Genomic DNA, 15,767 nt, shown 5'->3' with positions numbered 1-15,767 from the left:
GGCAGTCTTCGGCGTCGGCGATTTCGCCCCTGCGTCCGTATCACCGGCGTCTCGCCTCGGGTGTGGCAAACCATCGGTGTTCGGAGACCGAATAACGGGTTTCGAGCGAGAATTCTCGTTGGCCATGGTGGCGCCCTTCTTCTGAATCGAACTCAGCGGGTCAATCGCCGACACAGCAGAAGGTTCCGAACTGCCAATGCCGATCAGGCGGGCGTCCAACGATGCCGGGAATGAGATAGTTCTTGCCTCTGGAACCGCGACATCTCAACCATGCGGCCGCATAACCACCTTGATGCAACCATCCTGCTTATCGCGGAAGGTCTTGTAGAGGTCCGGCCCGGCTTCGAGCTCGGCTCTGTGGGTGATGACGAAGGACGGGTCGATCTCGCCATTCTGGACCTTGGCCAGAAGTGGTTCGTGGGTCTGGGAAGGTCAGGCCCTTGTTCATCGCGGCGCCGAACGGGATGTGATCGACCAGGCCAATATAGACTCCGGGAACCGAGATGGTGCCGCCCTTACGGCAGCAATAGATCGCCTCTCGCAGCACATGCGGCCGATCGGTGCCGAGATAGACGGCGGCCTTCATCTTGTCGAGCATGGCGTCGGCGCTGGCGCCGGGATCGCATTCAGTGCCGACGCAGTCGATGCAGCGATCCGGACCGCGGCCGTCGGTCATCGCCATCAGTGCGTCGTAGATATTGGAATTGCTGAAGTCGAGCGTCTCGGCTTTGCCGCATTCACGCGCCAGGGCCAGCCGCTCCGGCACCTTGTCGATGGCGATGACACGGCCGGCGCCGAGCATCCACGCGCTTTGGATGGCGAATTGGCCAACCGGGCCGCAACCCCATAGGCGCGGACATTGTCTTGTTGCTGCCAGCCCGGGACCAGGCGTTTTCGAATTCCAAACGGGAACAACTGGCCAGTCCGGCAGTTCGGCGTCAGCAGGAACGAGAGGAACAGATGCAATATGCCGAGGACATCGCGCTCCGGCGCGTGAAAATGCTGGTCGAGCAATATGTCCTGACCAGGAGCAGGCGGTATGATTTCGTGTCGACGGAGCAGGCTTGCAGGGCCATTCGGGAGGTGATGCGCAGCCCGATCGACGATGCAGAACTGGATCGCATGTTGGCCAGAAGCGCGGCCAGGCAGGGGCTTTCGGTTCGATTCGACCGGGAAGCAGCTTGGCAGGTTGCTCCGCCATGCCCGACCGAGGGGATATCGATATGAAAGCCGCGTTGCTGATGCTGGCGCTGATCTGTCTGACCGGATGCAACAATCCAGATCCCGACAAATCCAAGGCAGATACGAACAGCCAGCCGGTCGACAAGAACCCAACGACCGACACGAATCCCACACCGCAGACTACAACGGGCGGAGATCAGCAAGGCACCCAGCCGACCCAGCCGGCATCCCCCAAGCCGGCTGGCGGCTAGCGCGCCGCCTACCCGCCAGACTGGGGAACCGCCCTAGCGGCGCGCGGTGCTTCTCGTTTCCGTTTCCTTGGCAACAATTCTCACGGGAACCGACTTGACGGCTGGAACGTGAGCTTTCTTGGCCCGGTGCCACAGAGGAACCAGGGGATTGAGTTCCGGATAATAACCGGCGCAGTTGCCTTCAGGCACGGAGTAGGGGGTGATGCGCAAACCTCGAACCCGCCGCTCCACGCCATCGTCGGCATGGGTTTCCAGATCGATTTCCTGCCCGGCACTCAATCCGAACCGCTGAATGTCGGCCTCGTTCATCAACAGGACCATGCGTGTGCCGTGGATGCCGCGGAGTCTGTCATTGTACCCATAGACGGTGGTATTGAACTGGTCATTGGAGCGCACCGTTATCAGCGTCAGCACATTGTGACCCGAAACATCGATGTCCGGGTCTGTTTCAAGCGTCGTCGGCAGCTTGAAATTGGCTTTCTTGTTCGGCGTCTCCCAGACCCGTTTCGAGGCTTTGATGTCGCGGTGAAAGCCTCCCGGTATCAGGAACCGCTTGTTGAACTCACGAAAATGCTGCGGGTAACAACACTCGATCTCATCGCGGATAAGGGAATAATCGGCAACCCATTTATCCCACGGGATCGAACTCACCCCCGATACGGTGGCCTTGGCCAGTTCCGCCACGATCTTCGGTTCGGAAAGCAGATGCGGTGAAGCCGGCGGACGCGAACCGAAGGAGCCATGGATGCAGGCGGTGGAGTCCTCCATCGAAACGGTCTGGTCGCCGCTCGCCTGGTGGTCCTTTTCCAGCCGCGACAGGCAGGGCAGCAGATAGGTCACCGCCCCTGGCAGGAGATGGCTGCGGTTGAGCTTGGTGGCGACTTCGACATGCAGCCCAAGCCGACGCCATGCTTTCTCGATCAGGCCGGTTTCGGGAACGGCCCGAACGAAATTGCCGCCGAGTCCGATGAAACCTTTCACCGAGCCGGCGATGACGCCCTCGCAGGCCTCGACCGTGTCGAGACCCTTCTCGCGTGGCGGCTCGAAATCATAGAACCGGGCGAACTTGTCGAGCGGAACGAGCTCGGGCTTTTCGGATATGCCGACCGTGCGCTGGCCCTGGACATTGGAATGGCCGCGCAGCGGCGAAATGCCGGCGCCGGGTTTTCCCATATTGCCGCGCATCAGCAGCAGATTGCACAGCATCTGGACGTTCTCGGTACCGTGCCGGTGCTGTGTCAAACCCATGCCGTAATTGCCGATCACCGCCTTGGAGCGGCTGTAGACTTCGGCAACATGTTCGAGATCCGCCCGCGCGATTCCCGCGCGCTTGACGATGTCCTCCCACCTGGCTGCCCGCAGGTAAGCTTCGAAGTCGGCAAAACCATCCGTGTGCTCGGCAATGAAATCGACGTCGAGGACACGCGGATCCCCGCTTTCCCGTGTCGCGTCGTCGAGCGCCAGCACCGCCTTGGCGATGCCGCTCATGGCGGCGATATCGCCACCGCTGCGGACCTGGAAAAAGTCGCTGGACATCTTCGTGCCGGGGCCCGGCGACAGCATCTCAAGGGGATCTTGCGGATTCTTGAAGCGCTTCAGCCCCCTTTCCGGCAAGGGATTGAAGGTGAATACCGGCACCCCGCGCTGGCGAGCCTCTTGCAGCGGATGCAGCAGCCGCGGCGCCGTCACCCCGGTGTTGTGGCCAAAAAAGAACATCATGTCGCACTGGGAGAAGTCCTCGAGCTGCACGGTTCCAACCGGCGAGCCGATCGATTCGGGCAGCCCGACCGAGGTCGATTCGTGGCACATGTTGGAAGAATCGGGCAAGTTCGATGAGCCATAGATACGCGCAAAGAGCTGATACATGAACGAGGCCTCCAGCGAGGCCCGGCCGGATGTGTAGAAGACGACCGATTTCGGATCAAGCCGCCGAAGCTCCATGCCGATCTCGAGGAATGCGTCATCCCAGGAAACCGGTTCATAGCGGTCGGTGACGGCATTGTAGCGCAGCGGATCCGTAAGCCTGCCCTGTTTTTCGAGGTCCCGATCCGGCCAGTCGAGCAGTTCGGTGACCGTATGTCGTACGAAGAAATCCGGGCCGCAACGCAGCTTCGTCTGATCCCACATGGTCGCCTTCGCGCCATTTTCGCAGAACTCGAAGGGCCGCGGATCGGCCGGCTTGGCCCATGAACAGGAAACGCACATGTAGCCATCGGCCTTGTTCTGCTTGAGCAGCGTGCTCCATATGCCCGACATCAGCAGGCCTTCGCCGTATGCCTTGCGGACCAATGATCTCAGGGATCCCCATCCGCCCGTGGGATGGTTGTATTTTTTTGTTTCGATACGGTCGGTTACGGCAGGTTTCATCGAGATCGTCCTTGAAGAACCATACCGAACCTCGCCCGTCACCGATTGTTCCCGCGGCTCCGTGCAGTGTTGGCGTCGAACTTGCGTGTCGAAGCCGACGCGACCAAGGAGCGATCGCGGCTGGTTGTGGAACTATTTTCGTGATCAGCTGTTCGGCTTGGAAGGGAGCCTGGCAATGGTGCGACGCAATGCGGTGCTTTCGCTCGTGATAGCCGCCATCATCATCATCGGCTTTCTCATAGGCTTTCTCTACGCCGATATGGGCTGGCATACTTCGCCGCTGAGGCGGGCGCCTGAACAGAACCAGGGCGGTAACGCGCCGACGGATACTTCCCCAGCCGCGGGCGTCCGGAAAAATCCCCAGGAAAACACCGAAATGCCAGGGCAGCAATAGCCACCTCGAACGGGGCCACTCGCGAAACGATGTCATGCTGTCAGACCCCACCGTGCTGATTTTGATGTATGTCCTGCTGCCGGTCTGGTTGGCCGCCGGATTTGCCGATTGGCTCTGCCATCGCGCCTCTCACATCGAATCGACGACGGGCGCCAAGGAATCCTTGATCCACCTTCTGATGTTCGCCGAGGTCGGAATACCTTTGCTGGCCGCCATGTTTCTTGACGTGAATGCCTTGATCATCCTCATCATGATCATCACCTTCTTCGTCCACGAGGCGACGGCGATGTGGGACGTCAGCTACGCCACCACCGCCCGCACCGTCACGCCGATCGAGCAGCACGTTCACAGCTTCCTGGAGATGATCCCGCTGATGGGGCTGGTCAGCGTCATTTCCCTCCACTGGGGACAGTTCCTTACCTTGTTCGGGGCAGGGACGGAAACCGCGCGCTTCGAACTTGTCTGGAATCGCAGCAGCTGCCGGTGACCTACATTGCCTGCGTGATGGCCGTGATCCTGCTCTTCGAACTGCTTCCCTATCTGGAAGAGCTCGTCAGGGGATTGCGGGCCAATGCCGGCAGGCTGATCCCGTCAAAAGCCAGGCGAGGGAATCCGGGCCAGACGACATTGCGTTGACGTGATCGCGCGGCGACACTCCTCCGGCCACTGGCATCGGGTATTCAGCCGGTCTGCAATGCCAGCATCGTTGTACGGAACATTTCTGCCGGGCCGGCCATTGAGCGAGCGGGCATGGCAGTGATGGGGAGTGCGATGATGGGATTTCTATCCGACCTCGACAAGAAACTGGCGGACAATGTCTACGAACACGGCAGTCAGCTCACCGATTCCGCCGCGGATCTCCCGCAGACGGTCGGCGAACTTGTCGAACGGCTGATGCCTTTCGTCCAACCTGAGGCGCGCGAGACGGTCAAGGCTCAGATCCTAGGCCTGATCCACGAGTACAAAGTCGAGCGGAGCGGGGCCGAGCAGGATCATCCAGACTGAACTACCCGTTCTGGTCTATCGCATGAGGCGCGGGTTGGCTGCCGCCCCCGCTGCCCGATGTATCGCGCCCGAACCATATCCAAGCCGCAACAAGCACAATCACCACGATGGCTATCCAGGCAATGAGACGGGGCATTGAGGGGTCCTTTCCCTGCCAGTTGACCATTCTCGCGGCACGAACGATCAGGGCGGAAGTCGAACCGCCCAGCCGCCTCCTCGTTAATCCGGCTATCGAGGCTTTGTTCCGCTCGAGTCGGTTCCTGCCGCGGCCGCTTGGCACCTGTCAGGGCCGACATGGCTTGCACTCCGTTGCTCGATCGGTGGCCTCGGTTGACGGGCCGGGCGGGCGCGCTAGATCAAATTACGCCGAACATGGTTTCGTCGGCGGGGGAGGTCATTCGTGTGGCGGATCCAACGCCGGCTCTAATCCTTAGCGGCTATCGCCTTGGCCGCGACAGCGCGTGCCTGCTGTTGCTCATGGCCATGTCGGCCGCATGCTCGTCGTCCGACCAGATCGAGCAGCAATCCCGAACTGCCGCCTCCACGGCGCGGACCGTATCGATGACGCTTGACGCCTGGTCGGCGGGAACGGCCCCCTCCGCATACGCTTCTGACACGCTGCACTCGGCCAGCACGACGCTGGCCGACATCGACACGAAGATCCGATCGGCCACTACGGTTGAACCTGCCAAGCAGGCTGCGCTGGCGGCGGCGGTCAAGGAGCTGTCGATCGCGGTGGACCGCGCCCGTGCGGGAGTGCAAGCGGACCGCTGCCCGCAAGTGCAGGAGGCTCAAGAAGATATTCGGACGGCCACGCGCTCCCTGGCCGCCGCTTACTTCAGATATTTCGCGCCGAAGCCATGAAGAAGCTCTTGGAAATATCGCTGGGCATCGTCACCAGTGTTGGCGGCTTCCTGGAAGTCGGATCGATGGCGACGGCAGCCCAGGCAGGTGCGACCTTTGGGTTTCAGCTGATCTGGGCGGTGGTTCTCGGCACCATTTGCATCATTTTTCTGGTCGAGATGGCCGGCCGGTTTGCCGCCGTGAGCCATCACACCATCTCCGACGGGATCCGGGAACGATTTGGCTTTAACGTTTCACTATGGCCATTGCTTGCCGCCCTGCTGGTCAATTTCATGGTGCTGTCCGCCGAGATCGGTGGTGTTGCCATCGCGCTCGAACTTGCCACTGGCATTGGCTTCCAATGGTGGGCTTTACCCGTGGCTTTGATGGCATGGCTGTTGCTGTGGAAAGGCACGTTCGGGCTGATCGAGAAAGGCGTGTCGATACTCGGCCTTGTGACGCTGTGCTTCGTGGTCGCAGCGGTAATGCTGAAGCCCGATTGGACAGCTGTCACGTCCGGCGCGGTGCCCACGCTGCCGGCCCACGACGCGGCGAACTACTGGTTCATGGCGGTCAGCATTCTCGGCGCTTCGATATCGCCTTACCTGTTCATGTTCTATTCCTCGGGGGCGATCGAGGACAAGTGGGACAAAAGCTATCTCGGAACCAATCGGGCCATCGCCGGACTGGGCATGGCCTTCGGCGGCACCATTTCGATCGGCGTCTTGATGGTGGCCGCGCTCGTGCTTGCAACGCACGGCATCGATCAGGTCGACGACTATCATCAATTGCCGTTGATGTTGATTCCGATATTCGGCTTCTGGGGGTTCGTCCTGTTCGTTGCCTCACTCGCCATTGCCTGCTTCGGTGCCGCTCTCGAGGTTGGGCTGCAACAGGCTTATCTGGTGGCGCAAGGTTTCGGATGGAATTGGGGTGAAGACCTTAAGCCGCGCGACGATCCCGGCTTCAGCGCCGTCTACACGGTGTCACTATTTCTGGCCGCCATTCCTATCATGCTTGGCCTCGATCCGCTGAAGCTCACCATTTTTTCCATGGCGCTGACCGCGGCCAGCCTGCCGTTGACGGTCGTTCCTTTCCTTTTTCTGCTGAACGACAAGCGCTATGTCGGCGAGCACCGCAACGGCATCGTCTCGAATGCCGCGGTGATCTTTATCATCGCGCTCGGTTTCGTGCTCGCCGTGGTGACCATTCCCCTGCAGATATTCGGAGGCACGTGATGGATTTGCTGCGCGACATCCTGGACAAGCAGATCGTCGACCGCGAGCAGGTCAAGATCGGCAAGATCGACGGGCTGGTGGCCGAGTTGCGGCGGGGCAAGCCGCCGAGGATCGTCGCGGTCGAACTCGGCTCCGTCACCCTTGCGCGTCGCCTCGGCGTGCGGCCCGGGCGTTGGATGACGCGGCTTGCGGCAGCCTGGGGCGGTAAACGCCGTGGCAAGCCGCACCGGATCGCCTGGACCAAGGTTCAGGACATAGGCGTCGACATCCAGTTCGATATCGATGTGCGCCAGACGTCGATCTTCGCCTGGCAGGACTGGCTGCGCGACCATATCATCGGACGCATTCCGGGAGCTTGATGATGTCCACCGTCAACCTCGAACATCTGGCCGGCCGACGCGTTCTCTCGCAGGAGGGCAAAAGTATCGGCTATATCGAGGAGATACGTGCCGAACCGGCCGGCGACGACTTCGTCGTTATCGAATTCCATGTCGGTATCTACGCCGCTTTCGAGCGTCTCTCGGCCTCGACCATCGGTGCGGCAGTGCTGGACCTCTTCCGGCTGCGTCGCGACGGCCTGTACCGTATTCCCTGGGACAAGCTCGACATCTCCGATCCCGCACGGCCGCGGCTGCTATGCTCGACAACCGAGCTTTCCGGCATGAAGGGCGCACCCGAACCCCATCGGCGCGGAAAGCAGGATCGATGATGACCCGGCCGACGGCCACGCGAAAAGTGCTCGATCTCAGCCAAGGGTTGTCCCACGCTGTCTGCACTCAGGATGATGCGCCTTACCGCAGCATGCTGGCTGCCAGGAACACCGCGGCCGCTATCAGTACGACGGCCGCAATCACCATTAGCGGCCAGTTGCTGCGGGGCTGCAACTCGGGCTCGTTCTCCACCGGCCGCATCGCGTTGGCGAAGCTGGCATCGTTTTCGAATTTTGGCCGGGGAGAACGTTGCGGACCTGCGTCAGTGACGGGATTCTGCGTGTCCGCCGCCTCGGCGTCGGTCTCGAATGGGGCAATGGCAGGATCGAATCCGGGCGTTTTGTCCCGCGTGGCTCCGGCCTGAACTTCGCCCCTGGCTGCGGCAGGCGTGGGATTTGAAACCTTGGCCATGATCTCTCTCCTTGAAATCAAATCCGGCAGGCTCGCTGTTGTTCCGCGCCGCGGGTGCCGATGTTGAAAGTTTTGTTGGTCCGGGTACCTGTGGAGGGCCTTCGCTCGGGGTGGCAGCGCATCGCCCGGCGCCGGAACAAAGCACATCTTGGCTTGTTGGGACGCATCGTAATATCGCGCATCGACAAGGACAAAGCCTATGAAACCGCGACACCTTCTTGCCTCGCTCGCCGCTGCTTCCATGCTTATCGCAATGCCTGCTTTGGCTGCCGACAGCGCCCAGGATTTCGTCGACAAGGCCGCTATTGGCGGCAAGTTCGAAGTCGATTCGAGCAAGATCGCCCAGGACAAGGCTCAGGACCAAAGCATCAAGAATTTCGCGCAGACGATGATCCGGGACCATGGCGCGGCAAACGCCAAGCTGGAAACAATTACCGGCGAACAGAAGTTGAAGGTGCCGACGGCGCTCGACGCGCAGCATCAAGGTGATCTGGACAAGCTCCAGAACGCACAGCCGCCAATCGATCCGGCCTATGTGGACATGCAGCGCAAGGCGCACGCCGATGCCGTCGATCTGTTTGAAAGCTACGCCCGCGACGGCGATAATGCGGCCCTCAAGACGTTCGCCCAGCAGACGGTCGATACCTTGAAGATGCATCGGCAGATGATCGAAAAGATCGCCGCTGCCCAGGACTCCATCACGGGAGCGACAACGCCCGCTGTGAAAACCACGAACACGCCCAATGCCGCGGCCCTGGTGCCCGGCGCAAACAGTTTCACCGAGACGCAGGCAAAGAGCCGCATCGAGGATGCAGGCTATTCCAATGTGTCGAAGCTTGCCAAGGACGATCAAGGCATCTGGCGCGGGCAGGCGACCAAGTCAGGCCAAAGTGTCGCCGTCGGGCTCGACTATCAGGGCAACGTCGTCGCCGACAGCAAGTGAGCACGATCAGGAGATATCAAAATGAAAACCGTAACCGCACTGTTCGACAACTATGACGACGCAGCCGACGCGGTCGGCGAACTGGAAGCGTCCGGAGTGCCACATTCCAATATCAGCATCATCGCCAACAACTCGGATGGCTGGTACGAGAGAGATCGTTCCGAAGCCGCTGAAGATGCCGCGAGCGGCGCAGGGATAGGGGCCGTGGTCGGTGGCGCCGGCGGTTTGCTGACAGGGCTGGGCGTCATGGCCGTTCCGGGCGTCGGACCTGTGGTTGCGGCGGGATGGCTTGCCGCTACCGCCGCCGGCGCGGTTGCCGGCGCGGTGGCTGGTGGCGCGGCAGGCGGTATCATTGGCGCTCTGACGGATTCCGGCGTTTCCGAAAACGATGCAAATGTCTATGCAGAGGGCGTACGTCGCGGCGGTACGCTGTTGACGGCCAAGGTGGACGATGAGCTTGTTCCGGAAGCCGAGGACATTCTGGGTCAGTCCAGCTCGGTTGATGTGATGGAACGCCGCAGGGCATACGAGGCGGATGGCTGGACCGGCTTTGACGTCAGCGCGGGCGACTATGTCCCTGAGCGCGACGGCGGCAGGGCAGTAAACCGGCCCTGAAGGACAAACCCGCCAGGGCAGCGGGCACTTGCCGTCCTATCTTGGCTTCGGGTGGCTTGCCCGAAATCTCCGTGATATGTGCAAGGGTATTCGGTCTGCTGATGGAGTTTGCTTCGGGCCATGGTAGCCGCGGTCAGTCCTTGTCCTGACGATAAAGCCGATCGGTGGCGCGGTCGCTTTCCCTGCGTTCTGCGGGGCCACGGCGACGGCGAGTGACGACGACATACGCTAGCAATGCGACCAATAACAATGGCCCGCCGGCGACGACGATCAGCCACATGACACTTTCAAACATGGGACGTCTCCTTTCCCCTCACAAACCGGTGGAGAGAAGAACCGTTCCGCTTGTCGACCACGGTACCTGGACCAGTCTGCCTTCAATCACCGGGCGCGTTCGTAGGTTCCGACGAGCTCTGCCTGCTCGATCAAGTGTTTCTGCGCCTCCTGCCAGATACGCTCCACGCCCGTGCTCGCGGGGATGGCAAGGTTCGGCGTGTCGAGCGCGGCCAGCCGGAAGTGGTAGTGGTGGATACCGTGTCCGACAGGCGGGTCAGGGCCGTCGTAATAGGCGTTGCCGAAATCGTTCCGCGCTTGCCTGAGGGCCTGTGGACCCGGTCTGCCGCTTTCCGCCTCGGGCAACTCCTGAACCTCCGGCGAAATGTTGAACACCGCCCAATGGCTGAACGTTCCGTTCGGCGCATCGGGATCCTGGACGACAAGGACGAGGCTCTTTGTGCCGTCCGGTACCCCGGACCACTTTAGCGGCGGAGATACGTTCTTGCCGCCACGAGTGTAGCTTTCGGGGATCTCTCCGCATTCGGCAAAGGCGGGACTGCTGAGCGTCAGGGGCATGGTTCGCACTCCTTCGGGGGAAGCATCGATCGCATCACGGCGGCGATCACGACGCCCCAGGTGATGAGCTGTCCGGCACCGCGTTGCTCTTCCTCGCGAGCAGGTCTTCCGGCATTGCGCGGATCTTCCTGTAAAGTTCGATGATTTAGCAACGTGTCTTGTCGAGGCGGGTTCCCGGCAGCCAAATCCAGAGCGAGACGCGCAATTCAACTCGAACGCATCCCGCTCTGGACGGGAAGGCTGCCGGGCGCTTAGCGCCGCGCCGCGCCGCGGCTAAGCGGCTTTCTCAAGAGCGCGCTCATTGACCCCGCCTTCGCCCAAGCCTGTAAGCGCTTCATCGGTTGCCATTTCCTCTTTGAGCGTCTCGTTGAGGAGCTTGACCGCGTCGCTCTTGCCAAGCTGTTCGGCCCACGCGATCAACGTGCCGTAGCGCGCGATTTCATAGTGCTCGACCGCCTGTGCCGCTCCGACCAGTCCTGCATCCAATGCTGGGTCCCCCTTATAGTCGTCGAGAATCTCCGACCCCTCTTCGAGAATGCCGTCGATCGCCGGACAGGTCTTGCCGCGGGCCGGCTTGTCCATCAGCTCGAACACCTGTTCGAGGCGGTCGACCTGGCCTTCGGTTTCCACGCGATGTTTCTCGAACGCCGCCGCGACCTCCTCGGACTCGGCGCCCTTGGCCATTTTGGGCAGCGCCTTGAGTATTTTCTTTTCGGCGTAATAGATGTCCTTCAGCCCGTCGAGGAACAGGGCTTCCAGCCCTTTCGTCGCCGCCTTCTTCGCAGTCGCCATGTTTTCGTCTCCCTAAGGTTGTCGTGAAAGCTCCACCACCGGTGCAGCTTTTCCATAACCTTGAACACGGGCCGTTGTTCCCGCCGGATCGAGACAAACAAGGACGGCCGCATCTCACACGATCACACTGTGCCAGCCGCCATAGTGCGCATCGCTTGAGGCTGGCTGCGGTCCAGCTACCTGTCACCAGCCGGCTGGAGAGAGTGCGTGGCGGGTCTTCGACCTCTAGCTTCGGCCGGTACGCGTGCTGGCGGCCTTCTGCGCTGCTTTCTTTCTGCCGGCAGCACCCTGGTGCGGACCGCCTTGCGTGCGGCGGACCGGCCGGCAGCGCCCTTCGTCTCAGAGGCCTTCTTGGCTGCGGCCGAGCGCTCCTCGGCCCTCCGGCGCGACGCCGCCTGTTTGGTCTGTCTTGAGAGCGCCTCATGGGATGCCGTGCTCTTGGGTTCGTGCTCGAGAACCTCGGAAACGGCCTTCGAGACCTTGGGGCGGCGTTTTGGCTTACGTTCGCCCTGGCCAACTTCATAGGCGTATTCGGCGCTCTTGCGGGTGCTCTCCTTGACGCTTCGTTTCTTGGGCGGAGGCAGGTCGACGCCGGCGCGCCGCGCCTCCGAAAGGCCGATGGCGATCGCCTGCTTGGTGGAGCGCGCGCCGTGCTTGCCGCGACGGATCTTCTCGATCTCTTCATGCACGAACTCGCCGGCCTGCGTGGTGGGCGACTTACCTTCGCGCCTGTCTTTTTGCGCCTTCTCGATGGTTTTCTTATCCGGCATCGCTTTCTCCTTGTTGGATACAGCGGGACTGGTGGCGGTGCGACATCGGGACCAGAAAACCTAACGCGTCGATGGCGCAAATGATCCGGAGGAAAGAGACTTGCTCCGGCGAAGATCTACGGACCGGCCGGACGCCACGAGAGCGCCGACATCGTCGTGAGACAGAGCGCTGCGAATACGATCGCGGTGTTTGCCGCATGAGAATATTCCCATTGCCGCCTGAGCGCTTCCCAGTTTGCAGGAACTGTCGTCCAGTTCTGCGTCGCCTGGTTGGCAGGGAGCGTCCAGACAACGAAGATCGCAAGCATGATCGCGAAACAGAGCGCCGCGAGCAGGGCGAGCCAAAACGGCCAGGCCTGTGAGCGCGCGGAGATCGCCAGCAATGCGTTCATGATCAGCGCGGTCGGCCAGAGCAACCCGAGGATCGCCCATCCGTAATAGATGCCCTGGACGGTGAAATATTCCGGCTGCGGCAGAGATATCTTGTTGGGAAGAGCGGCGAGATGAGCCCCTGCCGGGATGAGAGCGAGGGCCGAAATGACAATGGCGAGAAATTGCAGATACCTGACTGTCATGAAACCTTCTCCGCGGAATGATTTTTAGCACGCCGACGACCCAATCGATCTGGCTCTCTGATGAGGCGATGGCGTTGGCGCCGGCGTAGCGCGATCACCTGCGTGTCTGCGCCACCGACCACGAGCAGCGTTGGTGCCCGGACGCGGGGCAGGGCAGGTGCCGCAAGATCCGGACGCCCGCCGCGCGAGACGACGGCGGCCGCTCGATCCGGGCGCTCTGCCGCGGCAGCCCCTGTGCTCGCGCCGAAATAACCGACGCGCAGCGCCGACCTTTCGTCGGACATGTGCAGCCAGTCGGTAACCTGAACCAGTCGATCGGCGAGCAAGCGGATGTCGAACCGCAACTCGGCGGTAATCTGGTCGATACGCTCCTCTTCGGTCGTCTAGGTCGATGAGCAACGTGGCGAGTTCCGCTTCGTTCAACCGTTCGGCCACATAGCGGTTGCGCGGGCTGTGCCGGCTGCTGCGGCTGCCGTGAGCGAAGAGGACGAGCCCACGGGCTTCCCGCGGCAGCGACAGGTTGCCTGCGAGCATTGCGCCGCCGGCGGGGACCTGCACGGCCTTCTCGTTTGTCTTCGGGACTGAGACCATGGCGATCTCCAACTCAATTGGATCGGTCCCTAAACCCCGAACGGATAGGTCTCCGCGAGCTCGCCGGCGTCCCATTGGGAGCTGCGCTCCAGCGGCTCGACCGCCCGTGTCTCGTCGAAATGCAGCAGCATGTCGAATTGCGCGGCAAGGTCGGCATGGAAGTAGTGGCTGGCCCGTTCGGTCTCAGGCCGGTAGATGACGCCGATCGCGCGCTCCAGGAGCCGTCGCGGCAGGGCTTCGCCGTCGCCGCGCAGATCGAGCTGGAAGCGATCAGCCGGGACTGCATGCAGCAGCGCCTCATAGCTGCGCGCCAAGGCAGGCCGGACAGCCTTGCGCTCCGCCGGGCCGTCCCAGTTCGATGCCGCCGTCACCGTTCCCTCATACGTCGTGAAACCGACGAGGAAGGCCTCGCGCTCATGCTTTTCGCGAATGAGCTGTCCGAGGTTGATTTCGCCATGCAGGCTCCTGTCCGTCGCCCTGGCGTCGCCGAGATGGGAGTTATGCGCCCAAACCACGATCTTCGGCGATCGCCCGAGCCGGCCGAGATGAGCGGCGAGGGCTTCGAACGTCTCGGCCATGTGCCGGTCGCGCAGGTTCCAGGTCGATTCGGGCGCCAGGAACATGGCGCGATAATAGGCCTCCGCATTCTTCACCAGGCGGGCGTTTTGCTGCGCCGCGAAGAGTTCGTCCGCGATGGCGCCTTCGCGCGGCTCGGCTTTCGCCGGGCGCTGCTTCAGCATCTCGACCAGCTGCGCGACCACAGCCTCCTGGCAAGATTTGTCGACCTCCTTGCCGGCTATGAAGCCATAAGCCTGCGGGTCAGGGCCGAAATGGTCGAAACAGGCATAGCGGCGACGCGCGATCTCCGCCGCGGCCGGGTCGGCCCTTTCGAGGTAGCGCAGCACCGCCTTCATCGCACCGTGCAGGGCATAGAGGTCGAGCCCGTAGAACCCGGCTTTCGGATTGCCCTTGCCGGGCGCTTCATTGTGCCGGCGCAGCCATTCGACAAAATCGACGACGACCCTGTTCCGCCACATCCAGGTCGGGAAGCGCCGGAAATCCGCGAGCGCCTCTCCGGCGTCGATATCCTCGCCCGTTCCCTGAACATAGCGGTTGACCCGGTATGTGTCGGGCCAGTCGGCTTCGACAGCAACGGCGGCAAAACCCTGCTCCTCGATCAGCCGCCGCGTGATCCGCGCGCGCTCCTCATAGAATTCGTGTGTGCCGTGCGAAGCTTCACCGAGCAACACAAAGCGCGCCTCGCCGATCGCTGCCAAAAGCTCGTCGTAGTCTCGCGCGTCTCCAGAGAGCCGAACGACGTGCTTGTGCAATCGGCTTGCCGTATTCTGTGGCGCATCGCGACCGGACGGTGCGGTTGGTCGCCCCGCCTTGGCGAGAAGGGCGCGGACCTCGTCGTCGCTCGTTTGGGAGAAGTCTTCATACCAGCGCCCGACGCCGATGAGCGGCTGCGGCGTCGTCGCACAGACGACCTCGTCGGCCTCGCTCTCCATCGCCTCGCAGGTGTCGGGACTGCCGACCGGAACGGCCGCAACGATACGGGCAGGCCGCTTTTCCCGCAGCGCCCTGACCGCCGCGCGCATGGTCGACCCAGTGGCGAGCCCATCGTCGACGAGAATGGCGATTCGATCCTCCACAAGGAGCGGTACCCGCTCGCCGCGATAGAGGTGCTCGCGGCGTAAAAGCTCCCTCTCCTCGCTGGCAGTGACCGCGTCGATGACGTGGGCCGGCACAGCGAGGCCTTCCACGATCTCGTCGTTCAGGACGCGTACACCGGAGGTCGCGATTGCGCCCATGGCCAACTCTTCGTAACCGGGAACGCCGAGCTTGCGCACGACGAAAACGTCGAGCGGTGCCTTCAATGCCTGTGCGACTTCGTAGGCGACGGGCACGCCGCCGCGTGGCAGCGCCAGCACAGTGACATCATCGCGCGCTGCGAAGTGGCCGAGCTTACCAGCAAGAACGCGTCCGGCCTCGCGACGATCCGCAAAGACAATAGTCATGATCTCAAGCCCATATTTGCGCCGCGTCCGCCTTTTGGGGTCCCGCTGCAAGGCTTTGATTGGCCGAGCCCACACAAGGCGGCAATGCGTGGCACAGGCACATCATTGGCGTGTGCGTCGCCAAGAATTCGGGCGGCGGGCATTTCCAAGTCATCCACCACCGCGCCGATGCTCGGAAACGACCTAATCCCCCAAGGGTTCCGTGTC

General features: G+C 62.0%; 20 protein-coding genes and 1 pseudogene. 12 read left to right on the top strand and 9 right to left on the bottom strand.

Translation table 11 applies throughout. From position 1 onward, the window contains the following. Positions 1 to 264: 264 nt before the first annotated feature. Positions 265 to 850 (bottom strand): annotated as a pseudogene (locus LB532_RS26845) (zinc-binding dehydrogenase); the annotation flags it as partial. Between the two features lie 14 nt (positions 851 to 864). On the opposite strand from LB532_RS26845, the gene LB532_RS26840 reads away from it, so the two are divergent. Then, complete coding sequence (locus tag LB532_RS26840; protein ID WP_224557467.1) at positions 865 to 1,227, top strand: hypothetical protein; 363 nt, start codon at positions 865 to 867, stop codon at positions 1,225 to 1,227. Next, positions 1,224 to 1,433, top strand: a complete 210-nt coding sequence (locus LB532_RS26835) for a hypothetical protein (RefSeq protein ID WP_140638375.1) — start codon at positions 1,224 to 1,226, stop codon at positions 1,431 to 1,433. The genes LB532_RS26840 and LB532_RS26835 overlap by 4 nt, the downstream gene beginning before the upstream one ends. A 33-nt stretch (positions 1,434 to 1,466) precedes the next feature. Here LB532_RS26835 and LB532_RS26830 read toward each other — a convergent pair whose 3' ends face one another. After that, on the bottom strand, positions 1,467 to 3,800 hold the full coding sequence (locus LB532_RS26830; protein WP_140638376.1) for an FdhF/YdeP family oxidoreductase: 2,334 nt from the start codon (positions 3,798 to 3,800) through the stop codon (positions 1,467 to 1,469). A gap of 124 nt (positions 3,801 to 3,924) precedes the next feature. On the opposite strand from LB532_RS26830, the gene LB532_RS26825 reads away from it, so the two are divergent. The 8 genes from LB532_RS26825 to LB532_RS26795 all read left to right on the top strand — a co-directional run bounded on the left by LB532_RS26825 (position 3,925) and on the right by LB532_RS26795 (position 7,989). Continuing rightward, positions 3,925 to 4,194 carry a hypothetical protein gene (locus tag LB532_RS26825; protein ID WP_224557449.1) on the top strand — a complete coding sequence of 90 codons (270 nt, stop codon included), beginning with the start codon at positions 3,925 to 3,927 and terminating at the stop codon, positions 4,192 to 4,194. Between the two features lie 34 nt (positions 4,195 to 4,228). Then, positions 4,229 to 4,681: a diguanylate cyclase gene (locus LB532_RS26820; protein WP_318011248.1), complete on the top strand. Its 453-nt coding sequence runs from the start codon at positions 4,229 to 4,231 to the stop codon at positions 4,679 to 4,681. Next, positions 4,678 to 4,830, top strand: a complete 153-nt coding sequence (locus LB532_RS30265) for a hypothetical protein (protein WP_318011249.1) — start codon at positions 4,678 to 4,680, stop codon at positions 4,828 to 4,830. Before LB532_RS26820 ends, LB532_RS30265 begins: the two co-directional genes overlap by 4 nt. Positions 4,831 to 4,965: 135 nt before the next feature. Continuing rightward, complete coding sequence (locus LB532_RS26815; protein WP_140638377.1) at positions 4,966 to 5,199, top strand: hypothetical protein; 234 nt, start codon at positions 4,966 to 4,968, stop codon at positions 5,197 to 5,199. A gap of 330 nt (positions 5,200 to 5,529) precedes the next feature. Further along, positions 5,530 to 6,063 (top strand): hypothetical protein, encoded by a 534-nt coding sequence (locus LB532_RS26810; protein WP_224557452.1) that lies wholly within the window; start codon positions 5,530 to 5,532, stop codon positions 6,061 to 6,063. Beyond that, entirely contained in the window at positions 6,060 to 7,280 is a 1,221-nt protein-coding gene (locus LB532_RS26805) for an Nramp family divalent metal transporter (RefSeq protein ID WP_140638378.1), read from the top strand. Before LB532_RS26810 ends, LB532_RS26805 begins: the two co-directional genes overlap by 4 nt. After that, positions 7,280 to 7,639: a hypothetical protein gene (locus LB532_RS26800; RefSeq protein ID WP_140638379.1), complete on the top strand. Its 360-nt coding sequence runs from the start codon at positions 7,280 to 7,282 to the stop codon at positions 7,637 to 7,639. Before LB532_RS26805 ends, LB532_RS26800 begins: the two co-directional genes overlap by 1 nt. Before the next feature lie 2 nt (positions 7,640 to 7,641). After that, complete coding sequence (locus tag LB532_RS26795) at positions 7,642 to 7,989, top strand: hypothetical protein (RefSeq protein WP_140638380.1); 348 nt, start codon at positions 7,642 to 7,644, stop codon at positions 7,987 to 7,989. An 82-nt stretch (positions 7,990 to 8,071) separates the two neighbouring features. Here LB532_RS26795 and LB532_RS26790 read toward each other — a convergent pair whose 3' ends face one another. After that, complete coding sequence (locus LB532_RS26790; protein ID WP_140638381.1) at positions 8,072 to 8,401, bottom strand: hypothetical protein; 330 nt, start codon at positions 8,399 to 8,401, stop codon at positions 8,072 to 8,074. Between the two features lie 199 nt (positions 8,402 to 8,600). Between LB532_RS26790 and LB532_RS26785 the strand changes: the two genes are divergently transcribed. Beyond that, on the top strand, positions 8,601 to 9,344 hold the full coding sequence (locus tag LB532_RS26785; RefSeq protein ID WP_140638382.1) for a DUF4142 domain-containing protein: 744 nt from the start codon (positions 8,601 to 8,603) through the stop codon (positions 9,342 to 9,344). 21 nt (positions 9,345 to 9,365) lie between these two features. After that, a complete protein-coding gene (locus LB532_RS26780) occupies positions 9,366 to 9,959 on the top strand; it encodes a general stress protein (RefSeq protein ID WP_140638383.1) in 594 nt (197 codons plus the stop codon). 133 nt (positions 9,960 to 10,092) lie between these two features. Here the strand turns inward: LB532_RS26780 and LB532_RS26775 are convergent, their stop codons facing one another. The 6 genes from LB532_RS26775 to LB532_RS26750 form a co-directional block, all read right to left on the bottom strand. Beyond that, a complete protein-coding gene (locus LB532_RS26775) occupies positions 10,093 to 10,254 on the bottom strand; it encodes a hypothetical protein (protein ID WP_140553417.1) in 162 nt (53 codons plus the stop codon). An 86-nt stretch (positions 10,255 to 10,340) separates the two neighbouring features. Continuing rightward, positions 10,341 to 10,811, bottom strand: coding sequence for a YbhB/YbcL family Raf kinase inhibitor-like protein (locus LB532_RS26770; protein WP_140638384.1), 471 nt, complete (start codon positions 10,809 to 10,811; stop codon positions 10,341 to 10,343). Positions 10,812 to 11,084: 273 nt separating this feature from the next. Beyond that, on the bottom strand, positions 11,085 to 11,603 hold the full coding sequence (locus LB532_RS26765; protein WP_140553414.1) for a ferritin-like domain-containing protein: 519 nt from the start codon (positions 11,601 to 11,603) through the stop codon (positions 11,085 to 11,087). Between the two features lie 176 nt (positions 11,604 to 11,779). Further along, positions 11,780 to 12,373 (bottom strand): DUF6496 domain-containing protein, encoded by a 594-nt coding sequence (locus tag LB532_RS26760; protein ID WP_224557456.1) that lies wholly within the window; start codon positions 12,371 to 12,373, stop codon positions 11,780 to 11,782. Positions 12,374 to 12,489: 116 nt separating this feature from the next. After that, a complete protein-coding gene (locus LB532_RS26755; RefSeq protein WP_140638385.1) occupies positions 12,490 to 12,948 on the bottom strand; it encodes a DUF1772 domain-containing protein in 459 nt (152 codons plus the stop codon). A 620-nt stretch (positions 12,949 to 13,568) separates the two neighbouring features. After that, positions 13,569 to 15,560, bottom strand: coding sequence for an erythromycin esterase family protein (locus LB532_RS26750; protein ID WP_224557461.1), 1,992 nt, complete (start codon positions 15,558 to 15,560; stop codon positions 13,569 to 13,571). Positions 15,561 to 15,767: the final 207 nt, after the last annotated feature.

It is taken from the genome of Mesorhizobium sp. ESP-6-2, assembly GCF_020164675.1.
Lineage (GTDB): Bacteria > Pseudomonadota > Alphaproteobacteria > Rhizobiales > Rhizobiaceae > Mesorhizobium.
Note: the sequence above shows the minus strand (reverse complement) of the source record. Positions and strands in the feature narration are given on the sequence as shown.

Bases quoted from the DNA above. Each gene is read 5' to 3' on its own strand.
- LB532_RS26835 (WP_140638375.1), top strand. From the start codon at position 1,224: ATGAAAGCCGCGTTGCTGATGCTGGCGCTGATCTGTCTGACCGGATGC.
- LB532_RS26830 (WP_140638376.1), bottom strand. From the start codon at position 3,800: ATGAAACCTGCCGTAACCGACCGTATCGAAACAAAAAAATACAACCAT.
- LB532_RS26820 (WP_318011248.1), top strand. From the start codon at position 4,229: ATGCTGTCAGACCCCACCGTGCTGATTTTGATGTATGTCCTGCTGCCG.
- LB532_RS26815 (WP_140638377.1), top strand. From the start codon at position 4,966: ATGATGGGATTTCTATCCGACCTCGACAAGAAACTGGCGGACAATGTC.
- LB532_RS26805 (WP_140638378.1), top strand. From the start codon at position 6,060: ATGAAGAAGCTCTTGGAAATATCGCTGGGCATCGTCACCAGTGTTGGC.
- LB532_RS26800 (WP_140638379.1), top strand. From the start codon at position 7,280: ATGGATTTGCTGCGCGACATCCTGGACAAGCAGATCGTCGACCGCGAG.
- LB532_RS26795 (WP_140638380.1), top strand. From the start codon at position 7,642: ATGTCCACCGTCAACCTCGAACATCTGGCCGGCCGACGCGTTCTCTCG.
- LB532_RS26790 (WP_140638381.1), bottom strand. From the start codon at position 8,401: ATGGCCAAGGTTTCAAATCCCACGCCTGCCGCAGCCAGGGGCGAAGTT.
- LB532_RS26785 (WP_140638382.1), top strand. From the start codon at position 8,601: ATGAAACCGCGACACCTTCTTGCCTCGCTCGCCGCTGCTTCCATGCTT.
- LB532_RS26780 (WP_140638383.1), top strand. From the start codon at position 9,366: ATGAAAACCGTAACCGCACTGTTCGACAACTATGACGACGCAGCCGAC.
- LB532_RS26775 (WP_140553417.1), bottom strand. From the start codon at position 10,254: ATGTTTGAAAGTGTCATGTGGCTGATCGTCGTCGCCGGCGGGCCATTG.
- LB532_RS26770 (WP_140638384.1), bottom strand. From the start codon at position 10,811: ATGCCCCTGACGCTCAGCAGTCCCGCCTTTGCCGAATGCGGAGAGATC.
- LB532_RS26765 (WP_140553414.1), bottom strand. From the start codon at position 11,603: ATGGCGACTGCGAAGAAGGCGGCGACGAAAGGGCTGGAAGCCCTGTTC.
- LB532_RS26760 (WP_224557456.1), bottom strand. From the start codon at position 12,373: ATGCCGGATAAGAAAACCATCGAGAAGGCGCAAAAAGACAGGCGCGAA.
- LB532_RS26755 (WP_140638385.1), bottom strand. From the start codon at position 12,948: ATGACAGTCAGGTATCTGCAATTTCTCGCCATTGTCATTTCGGCCCTC.
- LB532_RS26750 (WP_224557461.1), bottom strand. From the start codon at position 15,560: ATGACTATTGTCTTTGCGGATCGTCGCGAGGCCGGACGCGTTCTTGCT.